Below are 21,757 nucleotides of genomic sequence, written 5' to 3'. Positions count from 1 at the left end.
TCAGGACAGTCCTTCTGCGATGGGGCCGAGCGCGAGCGCCGGGAGGAAGGTGAGGGCGACCAGGATGATCGTCACGCCGACGACCATGCCGACGAACTGCGGCCGGTGCGTCGGCAGCGTGCCGGCGCTCTCGGGGACCGGCGCCTGCGCGGCCAGCGAACCGGCCAGCGCCAGCACCAGGATGATCGGCAGGAACCGGCCGAAGGCCATGCACAGGCCGAGCGCCACGTCGTACCAGGGGGTGTTGACGGTGATCCCGGCGAAGGCGGACCCGTTGTTGTTGGAGGCGCTGGTGAACGCGTACAGCACTTCGGACAGGCCGTGCGGGCCCGAGTTCAGCATGCTCGCCCGCTGCTGCGCCGAGCCCATGGCGGACGCCGTGCCGATCAGCACCAGCACCGGCGTGACCAGGAAGTACAGCGAGGCCAGCTTGATCTCGCGGGAGCCGATCTTCTTGCCCAGGTATTCGGGGGTGCGGCCGACCATCAGGCCCGCCACGAACACCGTGATCACGGCCAGGATCAGCATGCCGTACAGGCCCGAGCCGACCCCGCCGGGCGCGACCTCGCCCAGCATCATGTTGAACAGCGTCATCATGCCGCCGAACGGCGTGTAGGAGTCGTGGAACGAGTTCACCGCGCCGGTGCTGGTCAGCGTGGTGGCGGCGGCGAAGGTGGCGGAGTTGGAGACGCCGAAGCGGACCTCCTTGCCCTCCATCGCCGCCCCGGCGGCCTGCGGCACGGTCGCGTGCCCGCCCAGCTCGAAGACGTTGGTGAGCAGCACGCTGGCCAGCGCGATCACGCCCATCACGGCGAGGATCGCGTACCCCTGCCGGACCTGCCCGACCATCTTGCCGAAGGTGCGCGTCAGCGTGAACGGGATCACCAGGATCAGGAAGATCTCCAGCCAGTTCGTCCAGGTGGTGGCGTTCTCGAACGGGTGGGACGAGTTGGCGTTGTAGAAGCCGCCGCCGTTGGTGCCCAGCTCCTTGATGACCTCCTGCGAGGCCACCGGGCCGCCGGTGATCGACTGGGTGTGGCCGGTCAGCGTGGTGACCTCGTGCGGGCCGGAGAAGTTCTGGATCAGCCCGCCGGCCACCAGGACGAGGGCGCCGACGAAGGCGATCGGCAGCAGGATCCGCAGCGAACCGCGGACCAGGTCCACCCAGAAGTTGCCGATGGTGTCGGAGCTGCGCCGGGCGAACCCGCGCACCAGGGCGATGGCCACGGCCATGCCCACCGACGCCGACACGAAGTTCTGCACCGCCAGCGCGGCCATCTGGGTCAGGTGGCCCATCGTGGACTCGCCGGAGTAGGCCTGCCAGTTGGTGTTGGTGACGAAGCTGACCGCCGTGTTCCAGGCGATGTGGTCGGTGACCGGCTTCATCCCGACGCTGAGCGGCAGCTTGTCCTGCAGCCGCTGCACGGCGTACACGAAGAGGATCGAGATCAGCGAGAACGCCAGCAGGCTGCGCGCGTAGACGCCCCAGCTCTGCTCGGCGTCCGCGCGCACCCCGAGCAACCGGTAGATCACGCGCTCGACGGCGTTGTGCCTGGCGCTCGAGTAGACCCGGTACATGTAGTCGCCGAACGGCTTGTGCACGAGGGCCAGAGCGGCGATCAGGGAGGCGATGAAGATCATCCCTGCGGCGGTCGTGCTCATCAGAAGCGCTCCGGGAACAGCAGGGCCACGACCATGAAGATCACCAGCCCGGCGACCACGGCCAGGCCGGCGGCGTTGACAGCACTCACAGGTGCTCCACCGCCTTGACGACCAGCCCGAAGATCACGAAGATCGCGATCGTCAGGGCGACGAAGATGACGTCGGCCATCCCCACTCCTCAACTCCGGAACCTGTTTCCCACCGCCCGAGATGAGCGGCTCTTGAGCAAGGAAAACCCGGAAATAAGCCCGTTTTGCCGTTCTTGACGGGTTTCATACGGCGGGGGGTTGATTCTTGACGTGATCCGTACACGACCCCCGCGGTCAGCCCACGTGGACGCGCGGCCGCAGCTGAGGGTCCGGCTCGGCCTGGCGCAGCACCTCCCTGGTCACCGGCGGCACGTCACCGCCGCCGAAGACCAGGTACCGCAGCATCGCCACGACCGGAGTGCCCTCGGTCCAGTGGAAGTAGATGTGCGGCACGGAGCCGGTGCGGTCGCGCATATGCAGCAGCAGCGCGGCCAGCGCGTTCGGCACCGCGGAGGTCTCGACCGACAGGATCTTGTGGCCGAACCGCTCCTCGCCTCTGACGTGCAGCTCCGACTCGAACTCCGAGGCGTCCGGCACCGTCGCCTCCACGAACAGGACGGGCTCCGCGGGACGCAGCCGGTGAGTGAGCCACGCCTCGCGCAGCTTGTCGTTGTACTCGGCCTGGTCCCGCTGGTGCGGCTCGTTGGCGATCACGTGGATCTCGCCGCACGCCGCCTCGTTGACGAACTGCTCGGCCAGCGGGTCCAGGTGCACCGCCGTGACCCGCAGCTCGGTGGAGCGGGTGGCGCGGGAGATCACCGAGAGGCCGACGATGCTCGCGACGAAGAACGAGGCGATCTTGACGCCGTCCGGCCGCTCGATGACGTTGTCGATCAGGGTGTAGGCCAGGACGAAGGAGATGAGCGCGAACCCGACCATGGCCTTGTGCTCGCCCCGTTTTCCCGCCGACAACGTCACCGCGACCGCGGCCGAGAGCATGAGCACGAGCACGCCGGTGGCGTACGCGCCGCCCTGGGCGTTCACGTCGGCGTCGAAGGCGATCGTGATGGCGAACGCGATGACCGAGAACACCAGCACCAGCGGCCGGATCGCGCCCGTCCACTCCGGCGCCATGCCGTACCGGGGCAGGTAGCGCGGCACCAGGTTGATCAGCCCGGCCATCGCCGAGGCCCCGGCGAACCACAGGATGGCGATCGTGGAGACGTCGTACACGGTGCCGAACCAGTTGCCCAGATATTCGTGCGCCAGGTAGGCCAGCGCCCGGCCGTTCGCCTTGCCGCCCTCCGCGAACTCCCGGTGCGGGATGAGCACGGTGGTGACGAAGCTGGAGAGGATCAGGAAGACGCTCATGATCAGCGCGGCGGTGGTGAGCATCCGCCTGGCGCCCTTGATCCGCTCCTTGATCTCGCCCTTGACCACCGGCATCACCGCGACGCCGGTCTCGAACCCGGACAGGCCCAGCGCCAGCTTCGGCATGACCACCAGAGACAGGCCGATCATGGCCAGCGGGCTGGAGAAGTCCAGGCTCAGCGCGCGTTTCCAGTCGACGACCACCTGCGGGGCCTCCAGCACGTGCGCGAGGGCCGTCGCGACCACGACCGCGTTCAGCGCCAGGTAGACGAAGACGAGCACCACGGCGATGCCGATCGCCTCGGTGAAGCCCATCAGGAACACGCCGCCGAGCAGGGCGAGCAGCACGAGCGTCACGATGACCCGCTGGCCGGCCAGGAAGGCCGGCGCGAACGGGTTCTCCAGGATGTGCGCGGTCGCGTCCGCCGCCGACAGCGTCATCGTGATCACGAAGTCGGTGGCCGCGAAGCCGAGCAGGGCCAGCACGAACAGCTTGCCCCACCACTGCGGCGCCAGCTTCTCCAGCATCGCGATCGAGCCCTGCCCGTACGGGCTCTCGACCGCGACCCTGCGGTAGACCGGCAGCGCCCCCAGCAGCGTGAGCGCCACCAGGAACAACGTGGCCAGCGGCGAGAGCAGCCCGGCCGCCAGCGCCGCGATGCCCGGCTGGTAGCCCAGCGTGGAGAAGTAGTCCACGCCGGTCAGGCACATCACCCGCCACCACGGGTGCTTCACATGGGGGCCGTGCTCGATCTGCTTCCGGTCGGTCTGCAAACCCTCCAGCAACCAGGAACGCAGCGTCCCTTCCGTGGGGGCCGGCTTTTTCGCCAGCACCATAACGGTCACCCCAGTTTTCGCATTTTCGGCCCGGCCATAAAGAGATGCCCGATTCGTGACGAGATCATGCCGAGCCGGTGATCACGTCTCTGGTTGGGCAGGCCGCTGACCAGCAGAGTTGCATCCAGTCGATGTGAAGGAGTCGTCATGGGTGCCCTGCTCCAGCGCCGGGACTTTCGGAAGACCACGTCCGCGTGGCATGGTCCGCTCAGCTACTGCGCGGCGGCGATGGCGGTGCTGGCCGTCGGCTGCGCGATCGGGCTCGCGGTGGACGGGCGGACGCTGATGGGCCACGGGGTGTGGCTCAAGCCGATCAAGTTCGCGATCTCCCTCGGGCTCTACGCGCTCACGCTGGCCTGGATGATCGGCCAGGCTCAGCGGTGGCGGCGGACGCTGTGGTGGCTGGGCACGGTGACCGTGGGCGGCTTCCTCCTCCCGGAGATCACGGCCATCACCTTCCAGGCGGCCCGGGGCGTGCGCAGCCACTTCAACTTCGCCACCGGGCTGGACGAGACGGTCTTCATGATCATGGGTGGCGCCGCGTACCTGGGCTGGCTGCTGACCTTCGGGATGGGGATCCTCCTGGTGGCGCAGCGCCGCCTGGACCGGGCGATGGCGTGGGCGATCCCGCTGGGGCTGGCCATCTCGCTCGCCGGCATGTCCGTCGGCTACCTGATGACCGCTCCCACCCCCGACCAGGCGGAGGGGCTGGCCAGGGGGCTGAGCCTGACCACGATCGGCGCGCACAGTGTCGGCGCGCCCGACGGCGGCGCCGGCGTGCCGGTCACCGGGTGGGAGAGCGGCGCGGGCGACCTGCGGGTGGCGCACTTCGTCGGGCTGCACGCCCTGCAGGTGCTCCCGCTGGTCGCGATCGGCCTGCGCCTGCTCGCCCGGCGCTTCCGGGCCCTCGCGGGCGCCGGCGCCCGTACCGCGCTGGTGGTCGTCGCCGCCTTCGGGTACGCGGGGCTCACCGGGCTGGTGCTGTGGCAGGCGCAGCGCGGGCAGGCCCTCGTCCACCCCGACGCGTTGACGCTCGGCGCCGCCGCCGCTCTCGCCGGCCTGGTGTCGGCCTGCGCGGCCGCGGTCCTGGCCGGCTCCGCCCGCGGGCCCAGGACGTCGGCCGGGCGGCAGGTTGCCGCCGCTCCGGTCGGGACCTCCGCCTGAGGCCCGGCATCCGGCGTCTCCTAGGCTGCTCGGGTGCACAAGCGGGCGATGCTGATCGTAGTCGTGGTGTTCGCGGGCTTCGCGAGCGTCTATGCGGCCGCCGGCTCGCCCCTGGCGCCGGCCGTGTTCGGGGTGCAGGTCGCCTTCGCCCGGTGGCGGTCGTGGTGGCTGGTCCCCCTCCAGGCCGTCCTGGCGTACGGGTCGGTCCTGCTGACCGGCTCCTCCGTCGGCGTGCTCGGCTTCGTCGGCGGGACGTTGCTGCTGACCCGGCTGTGGCCGCTCGCCCTGGCGGTGGCGGCGAGCGCCGCGCTGCTCGGCCCCGCCGACCCGGTGATCAGCATGGTGCTGATCTCCCTGGTCGTCTACGGCCTGACGAGAATGATCGACCGGATCGACGAGGTGAACGCGGCCAGGCTCGCCCTGGCGGTGACGGCGGCGGCCGAGGAGCGGCTGCGCATCGCCGCCGAGCTGAGCGCGGGCCTGGGCAGGGCGCTGGCCGCCATCGCCGACGGCGCCCGGAGGGGCGACCCCGACGTGGAGACCGCCCGCCGCTCGCTGGCCGAGGCCAGGGCGGCGGCGGCGAGCTACCGGGCCATGTCCCTGGCCCCCGAGACCACCACCGCCAAGGCCATGCTGACCGCCGCGGGCGTCACCGTGGACGTGCGCATCGGGCACGCCGAGCCGCTGGGTCCCGCGGGAGCGCTCCTGGCGGCGGTGCTCCGGGAGGCCGTGACGGAGATCGTACGGCGGCGCACGGCCACCACCTGCCGCATCGAGACCTTCACGGAGGCGGGCACGGTACGGCTGCGCGTCTCCCACGACGGCGCCCGCACGGCCGGCGACGAGAGCCTGGGCGACCTGCCGGCCCAGGTCGAGGCGGCCGGCGGCACGCTCGCCGTCGGGCTCACCGACGACGCCCTGGTGACGGTGGAGGCGAGGCTGCCCGCCACGGTCACCGAGCCCGTCCCCGACACGGGCGGCAGCGTGCTGCCGATGGCGCTGCTGGCGGCCGTGCTGGTGGGGTTCTCGGCCAAGGCGCTGCTGGTGGCCGGCTCGCTGTGGCCGGCGGTCCCGCTGGCCGTCATCGTCTTCATGCAGCTGCGATCGGTCGAGGGGCGGCACCCGGTGGCGCTGTCGATCATGGCGGTGCTGACGTTCGCGCCGATCCCGCTGTTCGGGCAGACGTGGCTGGGAGTGGCGGGATTCCTGGCGGGGCCGATCCTGCTGGCCTTCCCGTGGGCGGCGGCGCTGCCGCTGGTGGCGGCCATCGTCGCGGTGGTGGCGGCGGCCGGCGTGCTGCTCGGCCTGCCGGTCCCGGTGACCGTCAACTACGCGATCAGCACGGTCGTGACCGGCCTGGTCGTGTACGGGCTGCTCAAGCTCGCCCAGCTGGCCAGGGAGCTGCACGAGTCGCGGGACGGCCCGGCCCGCGCGGCCGTCGTCGAGGAACGCCTGCGTGCCGCCCGTGACCTGCACGACCTCCTCGGGCACACCCTGGCGGCGATCCTGCTCAAGTGCGAGCTCGCCCGCCGCCTCGACGCCGAACGGGCGCGCAAGGAGCTGGACGACGTCCTGTCGATGACCGAGCAGGCGATGCGGGACCTGCGGACGGTGTCGGGCGGGCACCGGGAGCTGTCCCTGGTCACCGAGGCGGAGTCGGCCCGTGCGCTGCTGGCGACCGCGGGCATCGACGTCCAGCTCGACCTCGGCCACGACCCCCTCGGCGGGGAGGCCGACACCACGCTCGGCATCGTGCTCAGGGAGGCCGTCACCAACGTCCTGCGGCACAGCTCGGCCCGCCGCTGCACGATCACGACGTCCGTACGGGGCGGCGCCGTACGGCTGAGCGTGCGCAACGACGGGGCACACGCGGCGGAGGGACGCCGCGGCTCGGCCGGGATCGGCAACCTCACCACCCGGCTGACGGCGCTCGACGGGCGGCTGGCGGTGTCCCGGCAGGACGACTGCTTCGAGCTGACCGCCACGGTCCCGATCTAGATCCAGCCCGCCTCGGTGGCGATGCGCACGGCGTCGGTGCGGTTGCGGGCGTTGAGCTTGGCGACGATCGCGGTGATGTAGTTGCGGACGGTCCCCGCGCTCAGGAAGAGCCGGTCCGCGATCTCGGTCGCCTCGGCGCCCGCCGCGACCAGCCGCAGGACGTCGGCCTCGCGCGAGGTGAGGGGGTTGTCGGCCAGGTTCCACGCGGTGCTGGCGAGCGAGGGGTCCAGAACCCGTTCGCCCCGCGCCACCTTCCTGATCGCGCCCGTCAGCTCCTCCGGCGAGGCGGTCTTCAGGATGAAGCCGTCCACCTGGGAGGCGAGCGCGCGGCGCAGGTGGCCCGGCTTGCCGTGGCCGGTGAGCATGAGCGTGCGGCAGCCCGGCAGCTTCGCGCGCAGCTCGCCGGCGGCGTCGAGGCCGTCGATCGTGCCGGGCATGTCGACGTCCAGGACGGCCACGTCCGGCTGGTGGACCAGGGCGGCGGAGACCACCGCGTCCCCGGACTCGACCGCGTGGACCACCTCGATGTCGGGCTCGATGCTGATCAGGGTCACGAGCGCTTCCCTGATGACGTGCTGGTCCTCGGCCAGGAGAATGCGGATCACCTGACCATTATGTCCGGATCATGATGAGGTCATGGCGGGGTGGTGACCGGCTCTCTGGTGGCGGAAAGCGCAGATCAGCAGGCTTGAACCATGACAGAGGCAGTGCGGTTGGACGCGGTGAGCAAGGTGTATGGAAGGGGCCGGAGCGCGGTGGCGGCCCTTCGCGAGGTGTCGATCGCCATCCCCCGGGGCACCTTCACCGCCGTCATGGGCCCCTCGGGCTCGGGCAAGAGCACGTTCCTGCACTGCGCGGCCGGGCTCGACGTCCCCAGCTCGGGATCGGTGCGGCTGGGCGGCACCGACCTGGCGGGCATGGACGAGAACGCGCTGACCGAGCTCCGGCGGCGGCGCGTCGGCTTCGTGTTCCAGGCCTTCAACCTGGTCTCCGCACTGACCGTGACGGAGAACATCACGTTGCCGCTCATGCTGGCCGGCACCCGGATCGACCAGGGCTGGCTGCGGGAGGTCGTGCACAGGGTGGGCCTCGACGGCCGCGCCGGGCACCGCCCGGCCGAGCTCTCCGGCGGCCAGCAGCAGCGCGTGGCGATCGCCAGGGCGCTGGTGACCAGGCCGGAGGTGGTGTTCGGCGACGAGCCGACCGGCGCGCTGGACACGATGACCGCGCGCGACGTGCTGACCCTCCTGCGGGAGGTGGTCTCCGGGCTGGGCCAGACCGTGGTGATGGTGACCCACGACCCGGTGGCGGCCTCGTACGCCGACAACGTGCTGTTCCTGGCCGACGGCCGGATCGTGGACGCGATGGCCGCTCCCACCGCCGAGAAGGTGGCCGGGCGCATGACCGGGCTGGGGGCGTGGAACTGATGATCTCCTTCGCGTTGAGGATGCTCCGCCACCGCAAGGCCGGGTTCGCCGGCGCGTTCGTGGCCCTGCTGTGCGCGGCGGCGCTGGTGACCGCGTGCGGGATGCTGCTGGAGACGGGCCTGCGCGGCGGGGTGGCTCCCGAGAGGTACGCCGGCGCCCCCGTGATCGTGGCGGGCGACCAGTACGTCCGGCAGACCAAGGAGAGCGGCAAGGAGAAGGCCAAGCTCCTGTCCGAGCGCAGGTGGATCCCGGCCTCCCTGGCGCAGGACCTCGCCCGCGTGCCCGGCGTGACCAAGGTGGTCACGGAGGTGACCTTTCCCTACGCCGGGTTCACCGCCCACGGCTGGGAGTCGGCCGCGCTCACCCCGTTCACGCTGGCCGAGGGGCGCGCCCCCAAGGCCGCGGACGAGGTGGTGGTGGACGCCCGCCACGCCGGCCGGGCCATCCCCGGCCACCGCGTGGTGGGGGTGACCGCGCAGGCGCTGCCCGGCCAGGACACGATCTTCTTCGCCACCGGCGAGGCCCGCCGCCTGGCCGGGCGCGACGGCCTGGTGACGGCGATCGGCGTCTGGTCCGGGGTCGAGGTCGCCGTCAAGGGCGCCGTGGCCTACACCGGCGACGAGCGCGGCGCGGTCGAGTTCCCCGGGGCGGAGAACTCCCGGGTCAGGCTCATCAGCCTGGGCGGCGCCCTCGGCGGCACCTCGCTGCTGGTGGCGATCCTCGTCGTGGTGGGCACGTTCGCCCTGTCCATGCAGCAGCGCCGGCGTGAGATCGCCCTGCTGCGGGCCGTCGGCGCCCTGCCCGGACAGGTCAGGAGGCTCGTCGGCGGCGAGGCCCTGCTCATCGGCGCGGTCGCCGGGGCGCTCGGCTCCGGGGCCGGGATCGCGCTCGGGTTCTGGCTGCGGTCCAGGTTCGTCGATCTGGGCGCGATGCCGGCGAACCTGCGGCTGGTGGTCAGCCCGTTCCCCTCGATCGTCGCGGTGCTGACCACGCTGGTGGCCGCGTGGGTGGCGGCGCGCGTCTCGGCCCGCCGTACGGCGCGGATCAGGCCGGTGGAGGCGCTGGGAGAGACGGCGATGCCCGCCGCCGGGATCCCGCCGGTGCGGCTGGTCGCGGGCCTGCTCGCCCTGGCCGGCGGCGTGGTCCTGACGATCGTGCTGTCCGGCCTGAACACGGAGGCGGCCTCCAGCCCGGTCACCATGCTGACCGCGCTGGTGTGGACGATCTCGGTCGCCCTGCTCGGGCCGCTGGTCGCGCGGGCGGTGACCGCGCTGCCGCTGCGCGCCCCCGGCGTGGCCGGCTACCTCGCGCGCAAGAGCCTGCGGGCCGGCACCGGCCGGCTGGCCTCGGTGATCGTGCCGTTGACCCTGATGACGGCGATGACGTGCACGATCCTGTTCGTGCAGACCACCATGGGACACGCCGCGCAGGGCGAGCTGAGCGCGGGCGTCAGGGCCGACCACGTGCTCGGGCCCGGCGCCTCCGCCGCCGCCGCGCGCCAGGTGCCCGGCGTGCGTGCCGTCACGGAGGTGCTGCGCACGTCGGTCAGGATCGATCTCGAGAAGTACGCCGTCCAGGCCGTCACGCCCGGCGGCCTGGAGCGGACGATGGATCTGGGCGTGGTGGCGGGCTCGCTGGACGGGCTCGGCGGCACGTCGGCGGCGATCAGCCGCACCGCCGCCGACCGCCTGGACGCCGGCGTGGGAGACCGGCTCGGGCTGGTGCTCGGCGACGGCACCCCCGCCGAGGTGCGGGTCGTCGCGATCTACGCCCGCGGCCTGGGCTTCGGCGACCTGACCCTCTCCCGGGAGCTCGTCGCGGGCCACGTGGACGACCCCCGGGGCACCGTCCTGGTCTCCGGCGGGGACCGCGAGGCGCTCCGGCGGGCGTCCGGCGCGCCGGTGCTCGACGGGGCCGGGACGGCGCAGGTGGACAGCCCCAACGCGGCGGTCACGTACGTCGCCATGGGCCTGATCATCGCCTTCTGCGCGATCGCCGTGGTCAACACGCTGGCCATGTCCACCCTGGCCAGGTCCAGGGAGCTCGCCCTGCTGCGGGTGGTGGGCACGACGCGGCGGCAGGCGGCGCGGATGCTGCGCGCGGAGACGCTGACGGCGACGGTCGTGGCGGTGGCGCTCGGGACGGCGATCTCGCTGGTGACGCTGGCCGCCTTCAGCGCGGGGATGACGGGGTCGGCGCTGCCGTACGTGCCGCCGGGCGCGTACCTCGCGGTGGTCGCCGCCGTGGCGGCGCTGGCGCTGGCGGCCACGGCCGTCCCGGGCAGGTTCGCGCTGAGCTCCCGTCCGGCGGACACGCTCGCGGCGCGCGAGTGACGAGGCTGGGGTCTCAGTCGGCCAGCCAGCGGAGCCAGCCGCCGTGCATCGCGGAGAACGCGACGGGACGCCCGTCGAGCGCGAGCGCGTAGGTGAGGACGTCCGCCGGCGGCCGCTCGCGGAGACGCGCGTCCACGCCCGGCAGGACGCCCGGGTCCTCCTGGGCGATCCAGTGGCCGCCGAGCCGTCGGACCTGCTCCACGAACGTGGCGCGCCCGTCGTCCGGCACGTAATAGAGGACCGCGGTGTGGTAGACGACGAGCGTGGCATGCGCGGGCGCCTCGGCGGCCACCTCGCCGAGACGCGCGTTGAGGTCTCCCCGCACGATGCGGGGCGGATCCCGGCGCGCCAGCTCGACGGCGGTGTCCAGGCGCCGCAGACGGTCGTGCTGTCCGGGCCAGACCAGCGTCCGGAGCCACCGGACGTCGTCGGGGTCGGTGACGTCGAGGGGGTTGAGGTCGATGCCGGCCCGCCACGCGACGGTCACCGCGCCCGGCTCGGGGAAACGCGACTCGCCCTCGGTGCGGCAGCGCAGCCGCAACGGGCTGTCCACTTCCCCGGCCAGGCGTCCGTCGTAGTCGTAGCCGTAGCGATCGGGCAGCAGGCACAGGCCGGCCGACGCGCCGACCTCCAGCAGCGCCAGCGGCTGCGGGAGGGAGGCGAGCAGGGGGTAGAGCGCGGCGCACCGGGCCGCCTCGTTGGTCTGGGTACGGCGGGCGAGCATCGTGGCGACGACCGCGTCGCGGTGGTCGAGCACGGACCGGCGGAACTCCTGGTAGCCGGCGGGCGTCCCCGCGACGTACCGGGCCGCGGCGAACAGCAGGTTGGGCTGCCGTTTTACCGGCGGGAGGCCGGACAGCAGCGCGATCAGGTCGGGGTCGTCCGCCACCCCGGAGGCGAGCTGCTCGTAGAGCGGCGACGAGCCGCGGGCCTCCCTCGACGCGAAGCGCCGGTACTGTTCCGCGGTCGTCGACTCCATGATCGACACCCTAACGAAGCGTCAGGTAGGCCAGACATCCGATGTCGTCAAGGGCTTGTTCGAGACGGCAGACTTAGAGCTCGGGAGGATGTGAACAGTGGACGACATCACGACGGAGCGGCGGAGCACGATGGCCGACATCGCGGCCCAAGCCGGCGTCTCGGTCTCGACCGTGTCCAAGGTGCTGCACGGGAGGTCGGATGTCTCCGCGAAGACCAGGGGCAAGGTCCAGCGGCTGCTCGGCCAGCACGGCTACACGCTGCCCGGCCGCTACGAGCACCCCGGCGGCCTGATCGAGTTCGTCATCAACGAGCTGGACAACCCCTGGGCGGTGGAGCTGATCCGCGGCGCCGAGGAGGCGCTGCAGGCCGAGGGCATGGGCCTGGTCGTCTCGGCCGTCCACAAGCGGAGCAACCTGGCCCGCCAGTGGCTCGACGACCTCGGCACGCGCGGCTCGCTCGGCGCGATCCTGGTCATCTCCGAGCTCTCGGCCGACCAGGAGCGCGAGCTGCGGCGGCTGGGCATCCCGTTCGTGGTGGTGCAGCCGTCGGTGGACGAGGGCCCCGACGTGCCGTCGGTCGGCTCGACCAGCTGGAACGGCGGCTTCACCGCGACCAGGCACCTGATCGGGCTCGGCCACCGGCGGATCGCGATGATCACCGGCCCCGCGCACCGGCTGACCTCGCGGGCCCGGCTCGACGGCTACCGCGCCGCGCTCGACCAGGTGGGCATCGAGGTCGACCCCGCCCTGGTCCGGCACGGCGACTACACCCACGAGCCGGCCTACCACCACGCCCTGGAGCTGCTGGACCTGCCCGACCGCCCCACGGCCGTCTTCGCGGGCAACGACATCCAGGCGCTGGCGACGTACCGGGCGGCCCACGCGCGCGGCCTGCGCGTGCCGGAGGACCTGAGCGTGGTCGGGTTCGACGACCTGTCCTTCGCCCAGTGGGTCACCCCCACGCTGACCACCGTGCGCCAGCCCCTGGCCAACATGGCGGCCATGGCCGCCCGCATGCTGATCCAGCTCATCAACGGCCAGGAGCCCGAGACGCCGCGGGTCGAGCTGGCGACCAGCCTGGTGATCCGCGAGAGCACCGCGCCGGCGCCTGCGTAGGGCCCGTCAGAAAAAAGAGAAGATCCGATGTCTGGTCTGTCGATCCGGCCCGGGGGAGTTCGACGCGTTGGCGAGAGACCTCTCAGGAAGGAAACGCCATGCAGAAGATCACCACGTTCCTCTGGTTCGACGACCAGGCCGAGGAGGCCGCCGGGTTCTACACCTCGCTGTTCAAGGACTCGCGCGTCCTCGAGGTCACGCCAGGGCCCACCGGGGCGGCCATGGTGGTGACGTTCGAGCTGGCCGGGCAGCGGTTCATCGCGCTGAACGGCGGCCCGGAGTTCAAGTTCACCGAGGCCATTTCGCTCTACGTCGACTGCGACTCGCAGGAGGAGGTCGACGAGCTGTGGGCGAAGCTCACCGAGGGCGGCGAGGAGTCACAGTGCGGCTGGCTGAAGGACAGGTACGGCCTGTCCTGGCAGATCATCCCGCGCCGGCTCCAGGAGCTGATCGGCGACCCCGACCCGGAGCGGGCGCAGCGCGCCGTCAAGGCCATGCTGGGCATGGGGAAGATCGACGTCCAGGGCCTGGAGGACGCGGCCGACGGCTAGGAGGAGCGGGTGGGCGGGCCGTCCGGTCCGCCCACCGCCGGGAAAATGCGGTGCGGCCGGGCGATCGCTGAAGTAGCGTCGGCGGCCATGAGCCTCCCGCGCGTACGCCCTCCCGCCGTGGCCGACGAACGCACCCAGCTCGTCGGCTGGCTCGACCTGCAGCGCGCGCTCGTGCGCTGGAAATGCGAGGGCCTGCCGGAGGAGGACGCCCACCGGCCGGTCCTGCCGACCTCGCCGCTCATGACGGTGGCGGGCCTGGTCTCCCACATGCGCTGGACCGAGCACTGCTGGTTCGAGGTCCTCTTCCTGGGTCGCGACTCGGCCCTCAACCCGCAGTTCGACGAGCAGGCGGAGGACGCCGACATGCGGGTCGAGGGCGTCCCGCTGGCCCGGCTCCTCGACGAGTACGAGCAGCAGTGCGCGATCTCCAACGAGATCGTCGCCGCCCACTCGTTCGACGACGTGGGCGAGTTCCCCGGCTTCAGCTCGGGCGCCGCCACGCTGCGCTGGATCCTGATCCACATGGTCGAGGAGACCGCCAGGCACGTCGGCCACCTCGACACGGTCAGGGAGCTGCTCGACGGCGCCAAGGGCTACTACTGAGCCAGCGGCTTCTCGTAGCAGCGGGTCAGCGGGGCGTCCACGTACTTGCCGTACGGCTCGATCGGCCGGTACGCGCACCGCTCGTACAGCGCGATGGCCTCGGGCTGCCGCAGCCCGGTGGCCAGCCGCAGCCTCCGGTAGCCCAGATCCCACGCCAGCCCCTCCAGCGCGCCCAGGATCGACGTGGCGATGCCGCGCCCGCGATACTCGGGCAGCACGAACATCCGCTTGAGCTCCCCGGTGAGGTCGTCCACGGGCTGCACGGCGCCGCAGCCGACGGCCCGGCCGTCCACCGACGCCACGAGGAACCTCGCGCCGTCCTTGACCTGCGAGCGCCCCTCGGGCCCGTAACGCGCCACCAGCTCCGCGAACGCCGCGTCGAGCAGCTCGGCCAGCTCGCCGTCCCCGGCGGCCCGCTCTTCGATCAGCATGCGGATATGGTAGGGATCGCCCCTTACAGGCCGAGCATCTGGGCGGGCTCGGCGATGACCTGCTGGATGATCAGCCCCGCCGCGCCCAGCACGGCGGCGTCCGCGCCGATGCCCGAGACCACGAGGGCGGGCGGCGTGCCTCGCATGTGGCCCAGCCGGGTGCCCAGCCCCTCCGCCACCGGCCCTTCGAGCCAGGGGAAGAGCGGCGCGTAGATCCCGCCGAGCACGATCCGGCCCGGGTCGAGCAGGTGGACGGCCGAGGTGAGCGCCACGCCGAGCGCGTGCCCGGCCCGCCCGCACGCCTCCAGCGCCCGGGGCTCCCCCGACTCCAGCCGCGTGACCAGCTCGGACACCGAGGGCAGCGCCCCCAGCAGGGCGTCCTGCCCGGCGTACACCTCCAGGCAGCCCCGCCCGCCGCACCTGCACGCGGGCCCGTCGGGCACGACGACCACGTGGCCCAGCTCGCCCGCCAGCCCGAACGTGCCCCTGAACACGGTGCCGCCCACCACGAGCCCGGCCCCGATGCCGATCTCACCGGACACGTAGAGGAAGTCCGTCTCCCGCGAGCCGAACCACAGCTCGCCGAGCGCCGCCAGGTTCGCCTCGTTGTCGATGGCGAAGGGCAGGTCCACGAGGTCCGGCACGCGTACGTCCCGCCAGCCCAGGTGCGGCGCGTTACGCAGCACCTCGCCCTCGACGGTGCCGGGCACGGCCAGGGCCGCGCCGATGACCCGCAGCCCGGCCAGCTCGGCCTCGGCCGTCGTCTCCTTCACCAGGTCGCGCAGGCTCCCGAGGATGTCCACGGGGTCGGAGTTGCGGTTGTCGGCAGGCCGGGTACGGCGCAGCCGCACGGCGCGGGTGAGATCGACGACGCACGCGGCCAGGTAGTCGATGTTGATCTCCAGCCCCAGCGTGGCGACCCGGTCGCCGCTCAGGCTCACCGCCACGCCCGGCCGCCCCCGCTCGCCGCCCCGCACGGCCCCGCCCTCGGCGACCGCTCCCGCCTCGATCAGGTCGGAGACCAGGCTGGACACGGTGGTCTTGGTGAGCCCCGTCATCTCGGCGAGCGCGGCGCGGGTGTGAGGTCCTGATCGGTGGATGGCACCCAGGACTACGGCCAGGTTACGGGCGCGCATGGAATCATGCCGGACCCCTCTTGACGCCGCCATGCCTGCCTCCTCAGGATTATGTACAGATTATGGACTAAACCGAGGAGCAGCCCCAAATGACAGATTTCATCCCGACCCCGACCGACAAGTTCACCTTCGGCCTCTGGACGGTCGGCTGGCAGGCGCGCGACCCCTTCGGCGACGCCTCGCGGGCGCCGCTCGACCCGGTGGAGAGCGTCCACAGGCTCTCGGAGCTGGGAGCGTACGGCGTCACGTTCCACGACGACGACCTGCTCGCCGTCGAGCCCGACCGGGACAAGGCCATCGCCGCGTTCAGGAAGGCCCTGGACGAGACCGGCATGAAGGTCCCGATGGCCACCACGAACCTGTTCACCCACCCGGTCTTCAAGGACGGCGCGTTCACCAGCAACGACCGCGACGTCCGCCGGTACGCGCTGCGCAAGGTGATCAGGAACATCGACCTGGCCGCCTCGCTCGGCGCCAAGACGTACGTGTGCTGGGGCGGCCGCGAGGGCTCCGAGTCGGACTCGGCCAAGGACGTCAAGGCCGCGCTCGACCGCTACAAGGAGGGCCTGGACACGCTCTGCTCGTACGTCCGCGAGCGCGGCTACGACCTCCGCTTCGCCCTCGAGCCCAAGCCGAACGAGCCCCGCGGCGACATCCTCCTGCCCACGATCGGCCACGCCCTGGCGCTGATCAACGAGCTGGAGCACCCTGAGATGGTGGGCCTCAACCCCGAGGTCGGCCACGAGCAGATGGCCGGGCTCAACTTCGTGCACGGCATCGCCCAGGCGCTGTGGCACGGCAAGCTCTTCCACATCGACCTCAACGGCCAGCACGGCCCCAAGTACGACCAGGACCTGATCTTCGGCCACGGCGACCTCAAGAGCGCCTTCTTCCTGGTCGACCTGCTGGAGAACGGCGGCTACGACGGCCCCCGCCACTTCGACTACAAGCCGCTGCGCACCGAGGACGCCCAGGACGTGTGGGACTCGGCGGCGGCGAACATGCGCACCTACCTGATCCTCAAGGAGAAGTCGCGGGCCTTCCGCGCCGACCCCGAGGTGCAGGAGGCCCTGCGCGCCTCCCGCGTGGACGAGCTCGCCCAGCCTACGCTTGCGCCGGGCGAGACCTGGGCAGACCTGGCCAAGGACGACTTCGACCCCGAGGTGGCCGCCGCCCGCGGCTTCCACTTCACCCGGCTCAACCAGCTCGCGCTCGAGCACCTCCTGGGGGTACGCGGATGACGAAACCCATCAGTGTCCAGCTCTACACCGTCAGGGACGCGCTGGCGGCCGACCGCGACACGGTGCTGAGCCGGATCGCGGAGATCGGTTACCGGTCCGTCGAGCCCTACGACCCCACGACCGACCCCAAGGGCTTCCGCGAGGTCGTGGACGACCTGGGGCTGACGGTGTCGAGCACGCACGCGTACGCGCTGCTCAGCAAGGAGCCGGCGGAGGTCTTCGACGCCATCGCCACGGTCGGCACCGACCTGGTGATCATCCCCGGCGGCATCGAGCACGAGGAGTTCACCACGCGCGACGGCCTGTCGCGCACGGCCGATCTGCTGAACGGCTTCGCCGAGCAGGCCGCCCGGTACGGGATGCGGATCGGCTACCACAACCACTGGTGGGAGATCGAGCCCGAGATCGACGGCCGGCACGCCATCGAGGTGCTGGCCGACCTGCTCGCTCCCGAGGTGTTCCTGGAGATCGACACCTACTGGGCGGCGGTGGGCGGCGCGGACGTTCCCGCCCTGCTCGGCCGCCTCTCCGAGCGCGTCCTGGCGCTGCACGTCAAGGACGGCCCGGTGGTCAAGGGCGAGCCGCACACCGCGGTGGGCCGCGGGGTCATGCCGGTGCCCGAGATCCTCGACGCCGCGCCCGACGCCTGGCGCATCGTCGAGCTCGACGAGTGCGCGACCGACATCTTCGCCGCTCTCGCGGACAGCCACGCCTACCTCACCTCCCTGGAGGGCTCTTGAGCAACGGCCCCATCGGCGTCGCCCTCGTCGGCGCCGGGAACATCAGTGGCCAATACCTCCGCAACCTCACCTCCTTCCCCGACGTCCGCGTGCTGGGCCTCGCGGACATCGACACCGAGCGGGCCGCCGCGGTCGCGGCCGAGCACGGCGTCCCCGTGTCGGGCACCCTCGCCACCGTCCTGGCGGTGCCCGAGGTCGAGATCGTCGTCAACCTCACCGTCCCGTCCGCGCACGCGGCAGTCGCGCTGGAGTCGCTGCGCGCCGGCAAGCACGTGTACGGCGAGAAGCCGCTGGCCATGAACGTGGACGAGGCCGCCAAGGTCGTGGCCGAGGCCGCCAACCTGGGCCTGCGGGTCGGCGGCGCCCCCGACACGTTCCTGGGCGCCGGGCTCCAGTCGGCTCTGCACGCCCTGCGCTCCGGGCTCATCGGGGAGCCGGTCGCCGTCACGTCCGCCATCCAGAACCTGGGGCCGGAGTCCTGGCACCCCAACCCCGAGTTCTTCTACCAGCCGGGCGGCGGCCCGCTCTTCGACCTCGGCCCCTACTACCTGACCGCCCTGGTCTCGCTGCTCGGGCCCGTCACCCGGGTCGCGGCCGACACCCGCAAGGCGCGGCCGCACCGCGTCGTCGGCTCGGGGCCCAAGGAGGGCCTGGTCTTCCCCGTGGACGTCCCGACGCACGTCAACGCGCTGCTGGACTTCCCGGGGACGGCGACGGCGACGGCCACGTTCAGCTTCGACTCGCCCGTCCCCCGCCGGATGATCGAGATCATCGGCACCGAGGGCGCGCTGTCCCTCCCCGACCCGAACACCTTCGAGGGCCCGCTGCTGGCCCGGGGACCGCGCGACGCGGACTGGCGCGAGCTGCCGGTGTCGGGCACCACGGCCGGGCGCGGCATCGGCGTGCTCGACCTGGCCAGGTCGCTCCGGGCGGGCACGGGGCACCGGGCGTCCGGGGAGCTGGCGTACCACGTGCTCGAGCTCATGTGCGTCATCTCGGAGTCCGGCGAGCGCGGGGAATTCCTGCCCATCACCTCCACCACGACCGCTCCGGACCCGCTGCCCGCCGACTGGGACCCGCACGCGGCGACCCTCTAGCGACCCCGCCGTCCGCCCACCCGCCGCCCCGGCGCCGGGTGGGCGGAGCTGCGACACGGCGGGTTTGGTTGGTAACGCGTTGGCTTGGGCGGCGCGGAGCCGCAAGAATGGCGCGATGGCGGAAAGTGCCGAGACCGACTGGGTCTCCAGGTTCGCGGACGAGGTCATCACCGAGGCCGAGCGGCGCGCGCCCGGCAAACCGATCGTCTGCGCCTCGGGCCTGAGCCCGTCGGGCCCGATCCACCTGGGCAACCTGCGCGAGGTCATGACCCCCCACCTGGTCGCCGACGAGATCCGGCGGCGCGGCGTCGAGTGCGTGCACCTGCTGTCCTGGGACGACTACGACCGCTTCCGCAGGGTGCCCGCGGGCGTCGACCCGTCGTGGGCCGAGCACATCGGCAAGCCGCTGACCTCGGTGCCCGCCCCTCCCGGGAGCTCGCATGCCAACTGGGCCGAGCACTTCAAGGCGCCCATGATCCAGGCTCTGGAGGAGCTGGGCGTCGAATACCGCGGCATCAGCCAGACCGAGCAGTACACGCGCGGCGCCTACCGCGAGCAGATCCTGCTCGCCGTGCGCGAGCGCGCGAAGATCGACGCCGTGCTCTCCCGCTACCGGTCGAAGCAGGTGGAGGAGTACTTTCCGTACAAGCCGTACTGCGACCTGTGCGAGCGTGACCTGACGACGGTCACCGCGTACGACGACGCGACCACCGAGCTGGCCTACACCTGCGAGTGCGGCTTCGGCGAGACCGTGCGCCTGGCCGAGCACGACCGCGGCAAGCTCGTCTGGAAGGTCGACTGGCCGATGCGCTGGGCCTACGAGGGCGTGGTCTTCGAGCCGTCGGGGGTCGATCACCACTCTCCCGGCTCGGCGTGGATCGTCGGCGGCCAGATCGTGGGCGAGGTGTTCGGCGGCCGGCAGCCGATCGGCCCCATGTACGCGTTCGTCGGCATCACCGGCATGGCCAAGATGAGCAGCTCCAAGGGCGACGTGCCGACTCCGGCCGACGCGCTGGAGATCATGGAGGCGCCGGTGCTGCGCTGGTTGTACGCCCGCCGCAAGCCCGCCCAGTCCTTCAAGATCGCCTTCGACCAGGAGATCCAGCGGCTCTACGACGAGTGGGACGCCCTGAGCCGCAAGATCGCGGAGGGCCAGGGCCAGCCCGCCGAGCTGGCCGCGTACAGGAGGGCGGTGGGCACGGCCACGGGCCCGCTGCCCGCCACCCCGCACCCGGTCCCCTACCGGACGCTGGCCTCCATCGTGGACGTCACGACCGGCGACGCCGAGCAGACCCTGCGGATCCTGCGCGACCTCGACGCGATCGGGACGCTCGACGAGGCCCGCCCCCGCCTGGACCGGGCGCAGCGCTGGGTCGACGCCCACGTGCCCGCCGACGAGCGCACGCGCGTGCGCGAGGAGCCGGACGAGGAGCTGCTCGACTCGCTCGGCCAGGACGAGCGCGAGTCGCTGCGGCTGCTGTCCGACGGCCTGGACGACTGGTCGCTGGACAGCCTCACCACGCTCGTCTACGGCGTGCCGAAGCTCCAGGCGGGCCTGCCGGCCGACGCCAAGGCGACGCCCGAGCTGAAGGTGGCGCAGCGGGCCTTCTTCGCCCTGCTCTACCGGCTGCTGGTCGGCCGCGACACCGGCCCCAGGCTGCCCACGCTGCTGCTGTCCATAGGCGCCGACCGGGTGCGCAAGCTGGTCGGCACGTGAACGGCGCCGTCCTGATCACCGGCGTCTCGGCGGCCGGCAAGTCCACCGTGGCGCAGGCGCTGGCCGAGCGGCTGCCGCGCTCCGCCCACGTGCGCGGCGACACGTTCCGGCGCATGGTCGTGGGCGGCCGCGCCGAGATGACCCCCGGCCTCGGCGGCGAGGCGGTCCGCCAGCTGCACCTGCGTCACCGGATAGCGGCGAACACCGCGGATCTCTATTTCGAGGCCGGATTCACACCAATAGTCCAGGACGTTATTCTTGGCCCGGACTTGGAACGGTTTACGAAATTGATTCATACTCGTCCCCTTCATGTAATCGTCCTGGCGCCAGATCCGGATGAAGTGGAGCGCCGCGAACGCGCCCGCCCCAAGGTCGGCTACGGCTCCGACTGGACGATTGCCCAGCTGGACGGGTCATTGCGCACCGAGACGCCACGCATCGGCCTGTGGCTGGACACCACGCGCCAGACCCCCGAAGAGACCGTCGACGAGATCATCGAGAGGGCCGCGGAGGCACTGGTCCGATAAATGACGGACCAATGCAAGGCAGCGTCAAGTGACTTGCATGTGCGGGGAGTCATCTTGATTCCATGAACAAGCAGCCTTTCGCCGCCGGCGTCAGTGTCAGCGTCATCGTCCCCGCGATGAACGAGGCCGAGAACCTTCCCCACGTCTTCGCGACGCTGCCCGACTGGATCGACGAGGTGATCCTGGTCGACGGCAACTCGACCGACGACACCGTCGCCGTCGCGCGCAGGCTGCGCCCCGACCTCCGGGTCGTCGTGCAGAGCCGGCGCGGCAAGGGCAACGCCCTCATCGAGGGCTTCCAGGCCGCCCGCGGCGACATCATCGTCATGATCGACGCCGACGGCTCGACCGACGGCCGGGAGATCCACTCCTTCGTCTCCACCCTCCTCAACGGCGCCGACTTCGCCAAGGGCTCCAGGTACGCCCCTGGTGGCGGCTCGGACGACCTCAGTCCGATCCGCTCGCTCGGCAACAAGGTCCTCACCGGGATGACCAACCTGCTCTACGGCACCCGCTACACGGACCTCTGCTACGGCTACAACGCCTTCTGGGCCCGTCACCTCGACTCCCTCGAGCTCGACTGCGACGGCTTCGAGATCGAGACCCTGATGAACGTCCGCGCCGCCCAGGCCGGCCTCATCATCCACGAGGTCCCCAGCCACGAGCGCTCCCGCATCCACGGCGTGAGCAACCTCAACGCGGTGCGCGACGGCTGGCGCGTGCTCAAGACGATCATGCGGGAGCGTACGCGGGGAGCAGGCGTGCCGGCGCAGACCCAGGTCGCCCTCGCAAAGTGA

At 71.8% G+C, this 21,757-nt stretch carries 20 protein-coding genes; 13 read left to right on the top strand and 7 right to left on the bottom strand.

The genetic code is table 11. The annotated features are described in order from the left end of the window. The 3 genes from kdpA to H4W80_RS37300 all read right to left on the bottom strand — a co-directional run bounded on the left by kdpA (position 1) and on the right by H4W80_RS37300 (position 3,899). Entirely contained in the window at positions 1-1,662 is a 1,662-nt protein-coding gene (gene kdpA, locus H4W80_RS37310) for a potassium-transporting ATPase subunit KdpA (protein ID WP_192789355.1), read from the bottom strand. Beyond that, on the bottom strand, positions 1,662-1,751 hold the full coding sequence (gene kdpF / locus H4W80_RS37305) for a K(+)-transporting ATPase subunit F (RefSeq protein WP_192789354.1): 90 nt from the start codon (positions 1,749-1,751) through the stop codon (positions 1,662-1,664). The genes kdpA and kdpF overlap by 1 nt, the downstream gene beginning before the upstream one ends. A gap of 234 nt (positions 1,752-1,985) precedes the next feature. Then, positions 1,986-3,899 carry an APC family permease gene (locus H4W80_RS37300; RefSeq protein ID WP_192789353.1) on the bottom strand — a complete coding sequence of 638 codons (1,914 nt, stop codon included), beginning with the start codon at positions 3,897-3,899 and terminating at the stop codon, positions 1,986-1,988. A 147-nt stretch (positions 3,900-4,046) separates the two neighbouring features. Between H4W80_RS37300 and H4W80_RS37295 the strand changes: the two genes are divergently transcribed. Both H4W80_RS37295 and H4W80_RS37290 read left to right on the top strand, forming a co-directional pair. Then, positions 4,047-5,063 (top strand): hypothetical protein, encoded by a 1,017-nt coding sequence (locus H4W80_RS37295; protein ID WP_192789352.1) that lies wholly within the window; start codon positions 4,047-4,049, stop codon positions 5,061-5,063. A gap of 48 nt (positions 5,064-5,111) precedes the next feature. Beyond that, positions 5,112-7,061: a sensor histidine kinase gene (locus tag H4W80_RS37290; RefSeq protein WP_192789351.1), complete on the top strand. Its 1,950-nt coding sequence runs from the start codon at positions 5,112-5,114 to the stop codon at positions 7,059-7,061. On the opposite strand, the gene H4W80_RS37285 is transcribed toward H4W80_RS37290, so the two are convergent. Continuing rightward, positions 7,058-7,666 carry a response regulator transcription factor gene (locus H4W80_RS37285; protein WP_192789350.1) on the bottom strand — a complete coding sequence of 203 codons (609 nt, stop codon included), beginning with the start codon at positions 7,664-7,666 and terminating at the stop codon, positions 7,058-7,060. The two genes, H4W80_RS37290 and H4W80_RS37285, sit on opposite strands and share 4 nt — an antisense overlap. Positions 7,667-7,756: 90 nt before the next feature. Between H4W80_RS37285 and H4W80_RS37280 the strand changes: the two genes are divergently transcribed. Both H4W80_RS37280 and H4W80_RS37275 read left to right on the top strand, forming a co-directional pair. Then, positions 7,757-8,488, top strand: a complete 732-nt coding sequence (locus H4W80_RS37280; protein ID WP_192789349.1) for an ABC transporter ATP-binding protein — start codon at positions 7,757-7,759, stop codon at positions 8,486-8,488. Continuing rightward, the gene (locus H4W80_RS37275) at positions 8,488-10,821 is read left to right on the top strand and encodes an FtsX-like permease family protein (RefSeq protein ID WP_192793973.1); all 2,334 of its coding nucleotides are present in this window, start codon (positions 8,488-8,490) and stop codon (positions 10,819-10,821) included. The genes H4W80_RS37280 and H4W80_RS37275 overlap by 1 nt, the downstream gene beginning before the upstream one ends. A 13-nt stretch (positions 10,822-10,834) precedes the next feature. Here H4W80_RS37275 and H4W80_RS37270 read toward each other — a convergent pair whose 3' ends face one another. Further along, complete coding sequence (locus H4W80_RS37270; RefSeq protein WP_192789348.1) at positions 10,835-11,800, bottom strand: DUF2332 domain-containing protein; 966 nt, start codon at positions 11,798-11,800, stop codon at positions 10,835-10,837. 130 nt (positions 11,801-11,930) lie between these two features. Here H4W80_RS37270 and H4W80_RS37265 point away from each other — a divergent pair, with 130 nt between their 5' ends. From H4W80_RS37265 to H4W80_RS37255, 3 genes are all read left to right on the top strand, one after another. Next, complete coding sequence (locus H4W80_RS37265) at positions 11,931-12,917, top strand: LacI family DNA-binding transcriptional regulator (protein WP_192793972.1); 987 nt, start codon at positions 11,931-11,933, stop codon at positions 12,915-12,917. A gap of 98 nt (positions 12,918-13,015) precedes the next feature. Further along, positions 13,016-13,468, top strand: coding sequence for a VOC family protein (locus tag H4W80_RS37260; RefSeq protein WP_192789347.1), 453 nt, complete (start codon positions 13,016-13,018; stop codon positions 13,466-13,468). An 87-nt stretch (positions 13,469-13,555) separates the two neighbouring features. After that, the gene (locus H4W80_RS37255) at positions 13,556-14,071 is read left to right on the top strand and encodes a DinB family protein (protein ID WP_192789346.1); all 516 of its coding nucleotides are present in this window, start codon (positions 13,556-13,558) and stop codon (positions 14,069-14,071) included. Here the strand turns inward: H4W80_RS37255 and H4W80_RS37250 are convergent. Continuing rightward, positions 14,065-14,502, bottom strand: a complete 438-nt coding sequence (locus tag H4W80_RS37250; protein WP_192789345.1) for a GNAT family N-acetyltransferase — start codon at positions 14,500-14,502, stop codon at positions 14,065-14,067. The two genes, H4W80_RS37255 and H4W80_RS37250, sit on opposite strands and share 7 nt — an antisense overlap. A 23-nt stretch (positions 14,503-14,525) precedes the next feature. Next, positions 14,526-15,638 carry an ROK family transcriptional regulator gene (locus H4W80_RS37245; RefSeq protein WP_225963869.1) on the bottom strand — a complete coding sequence of 371 codons (1,113 nt, stop codon included), beginning with the start codon at positions 15,636-15,638 and terminating at the stop codon, positions 14,526-14,528. Between the two features lie 89 nt (positions 15,639-15,727). Here H4W80_RS37245 and xylA point away from each other — a divergent pair, with 89 nt between their 5' ends. The 6 genes from xylA to H4W80_RS37215 all read left to right on the top strand — a co-directional run bounded on the left by xylA (position 15,728) and on the right by H4W80_RS37215 (position 21,757). Then, positions 15,728-16,879, top strand: coding sequence for a xylose isomerase (gene xylA, locus H4W80_RS37240; RefSeq protein WP_192789343.1), 1,152 nt, complete (start codon positions 15,728-15,730; stop codon positions 16,877-16,879). Further along, positions 16,876-17,619, top strand: a complete 744-nt coding sequence (locus tag H4W80_RS37235) for a sugar phosphate isomerase/epimerase family protein (RefSeq protein ID WP_192789342.1) — start codon at positions 16,876-16,878, stop codon at positions 17,617-17,619. The genes xylA and H4W80_RS37235 overlap by 4 nt, the downstream gene beginning before the upstream one ends. Further along, positions 17,616-18,716, top strand: a complete 1,101-nt coding sequence (locus tag H4W80_RS37230; protein WP_192789341.1) for a Gfo/Idh/MocA family protein — start codon at positions 17,616-17,618, stop codon at positions 18,714-18,716. The genes H4W80_RS37235 and H4W80_RS37230 overlap by 4 nt, the downstream gene beginning before the upstream one ends. A 115-nt stretch (positions 18,717-18,831) precedes the next feature. After that, the gene (gene lysS / locus H4W80_RS37225; protein ID WP_192789340.1) at positions 18,832-20,433 is read left to right on the top strand and encodes a lysine--tRNA ligase; all 1,602 of its coding nucleotides are present in this window, start codon (positions 18,832-18,834) and stop codon (positions 20,431-20,433) included. Then, positions 20,430-20,960, top strand: coding sequence for an AAA family ATPase (locus H4W80_RS37220; RefSeq protein ID WP_192789339.1), 531 nt, complete (start codon positions 20,430-20,432; stop codon positions 20,958-20,960). Before lysS ends, H4W80_RS37220 begins: the two co-directional genes overlap by 4 nt. Positions 20,961-21,022: 62 nt before the next feature. Further along, positions 21,023-21,757, top strand: coding sequence for a glycosyltransferase family 2 protein (locus H4W80_RS37215; protein WP_192789338.1), 735 nt, complete (start codon positions 21,023-21,025; stop codon positions 21,755-21,757).

Origin of the sequence: Nonomuraea angiospora, assembly GCF_014873145.1 — a bacterium.
GTDB lineage: Bacteria > Actinomycetota > Actinomycetes > Streptosporangiales > Streptosporangiaceae > Nonomuraea > Nonomuraea angiospora.
This window is presented reverse-complemented; position numbering and strand designations above follow the sequence as displayed.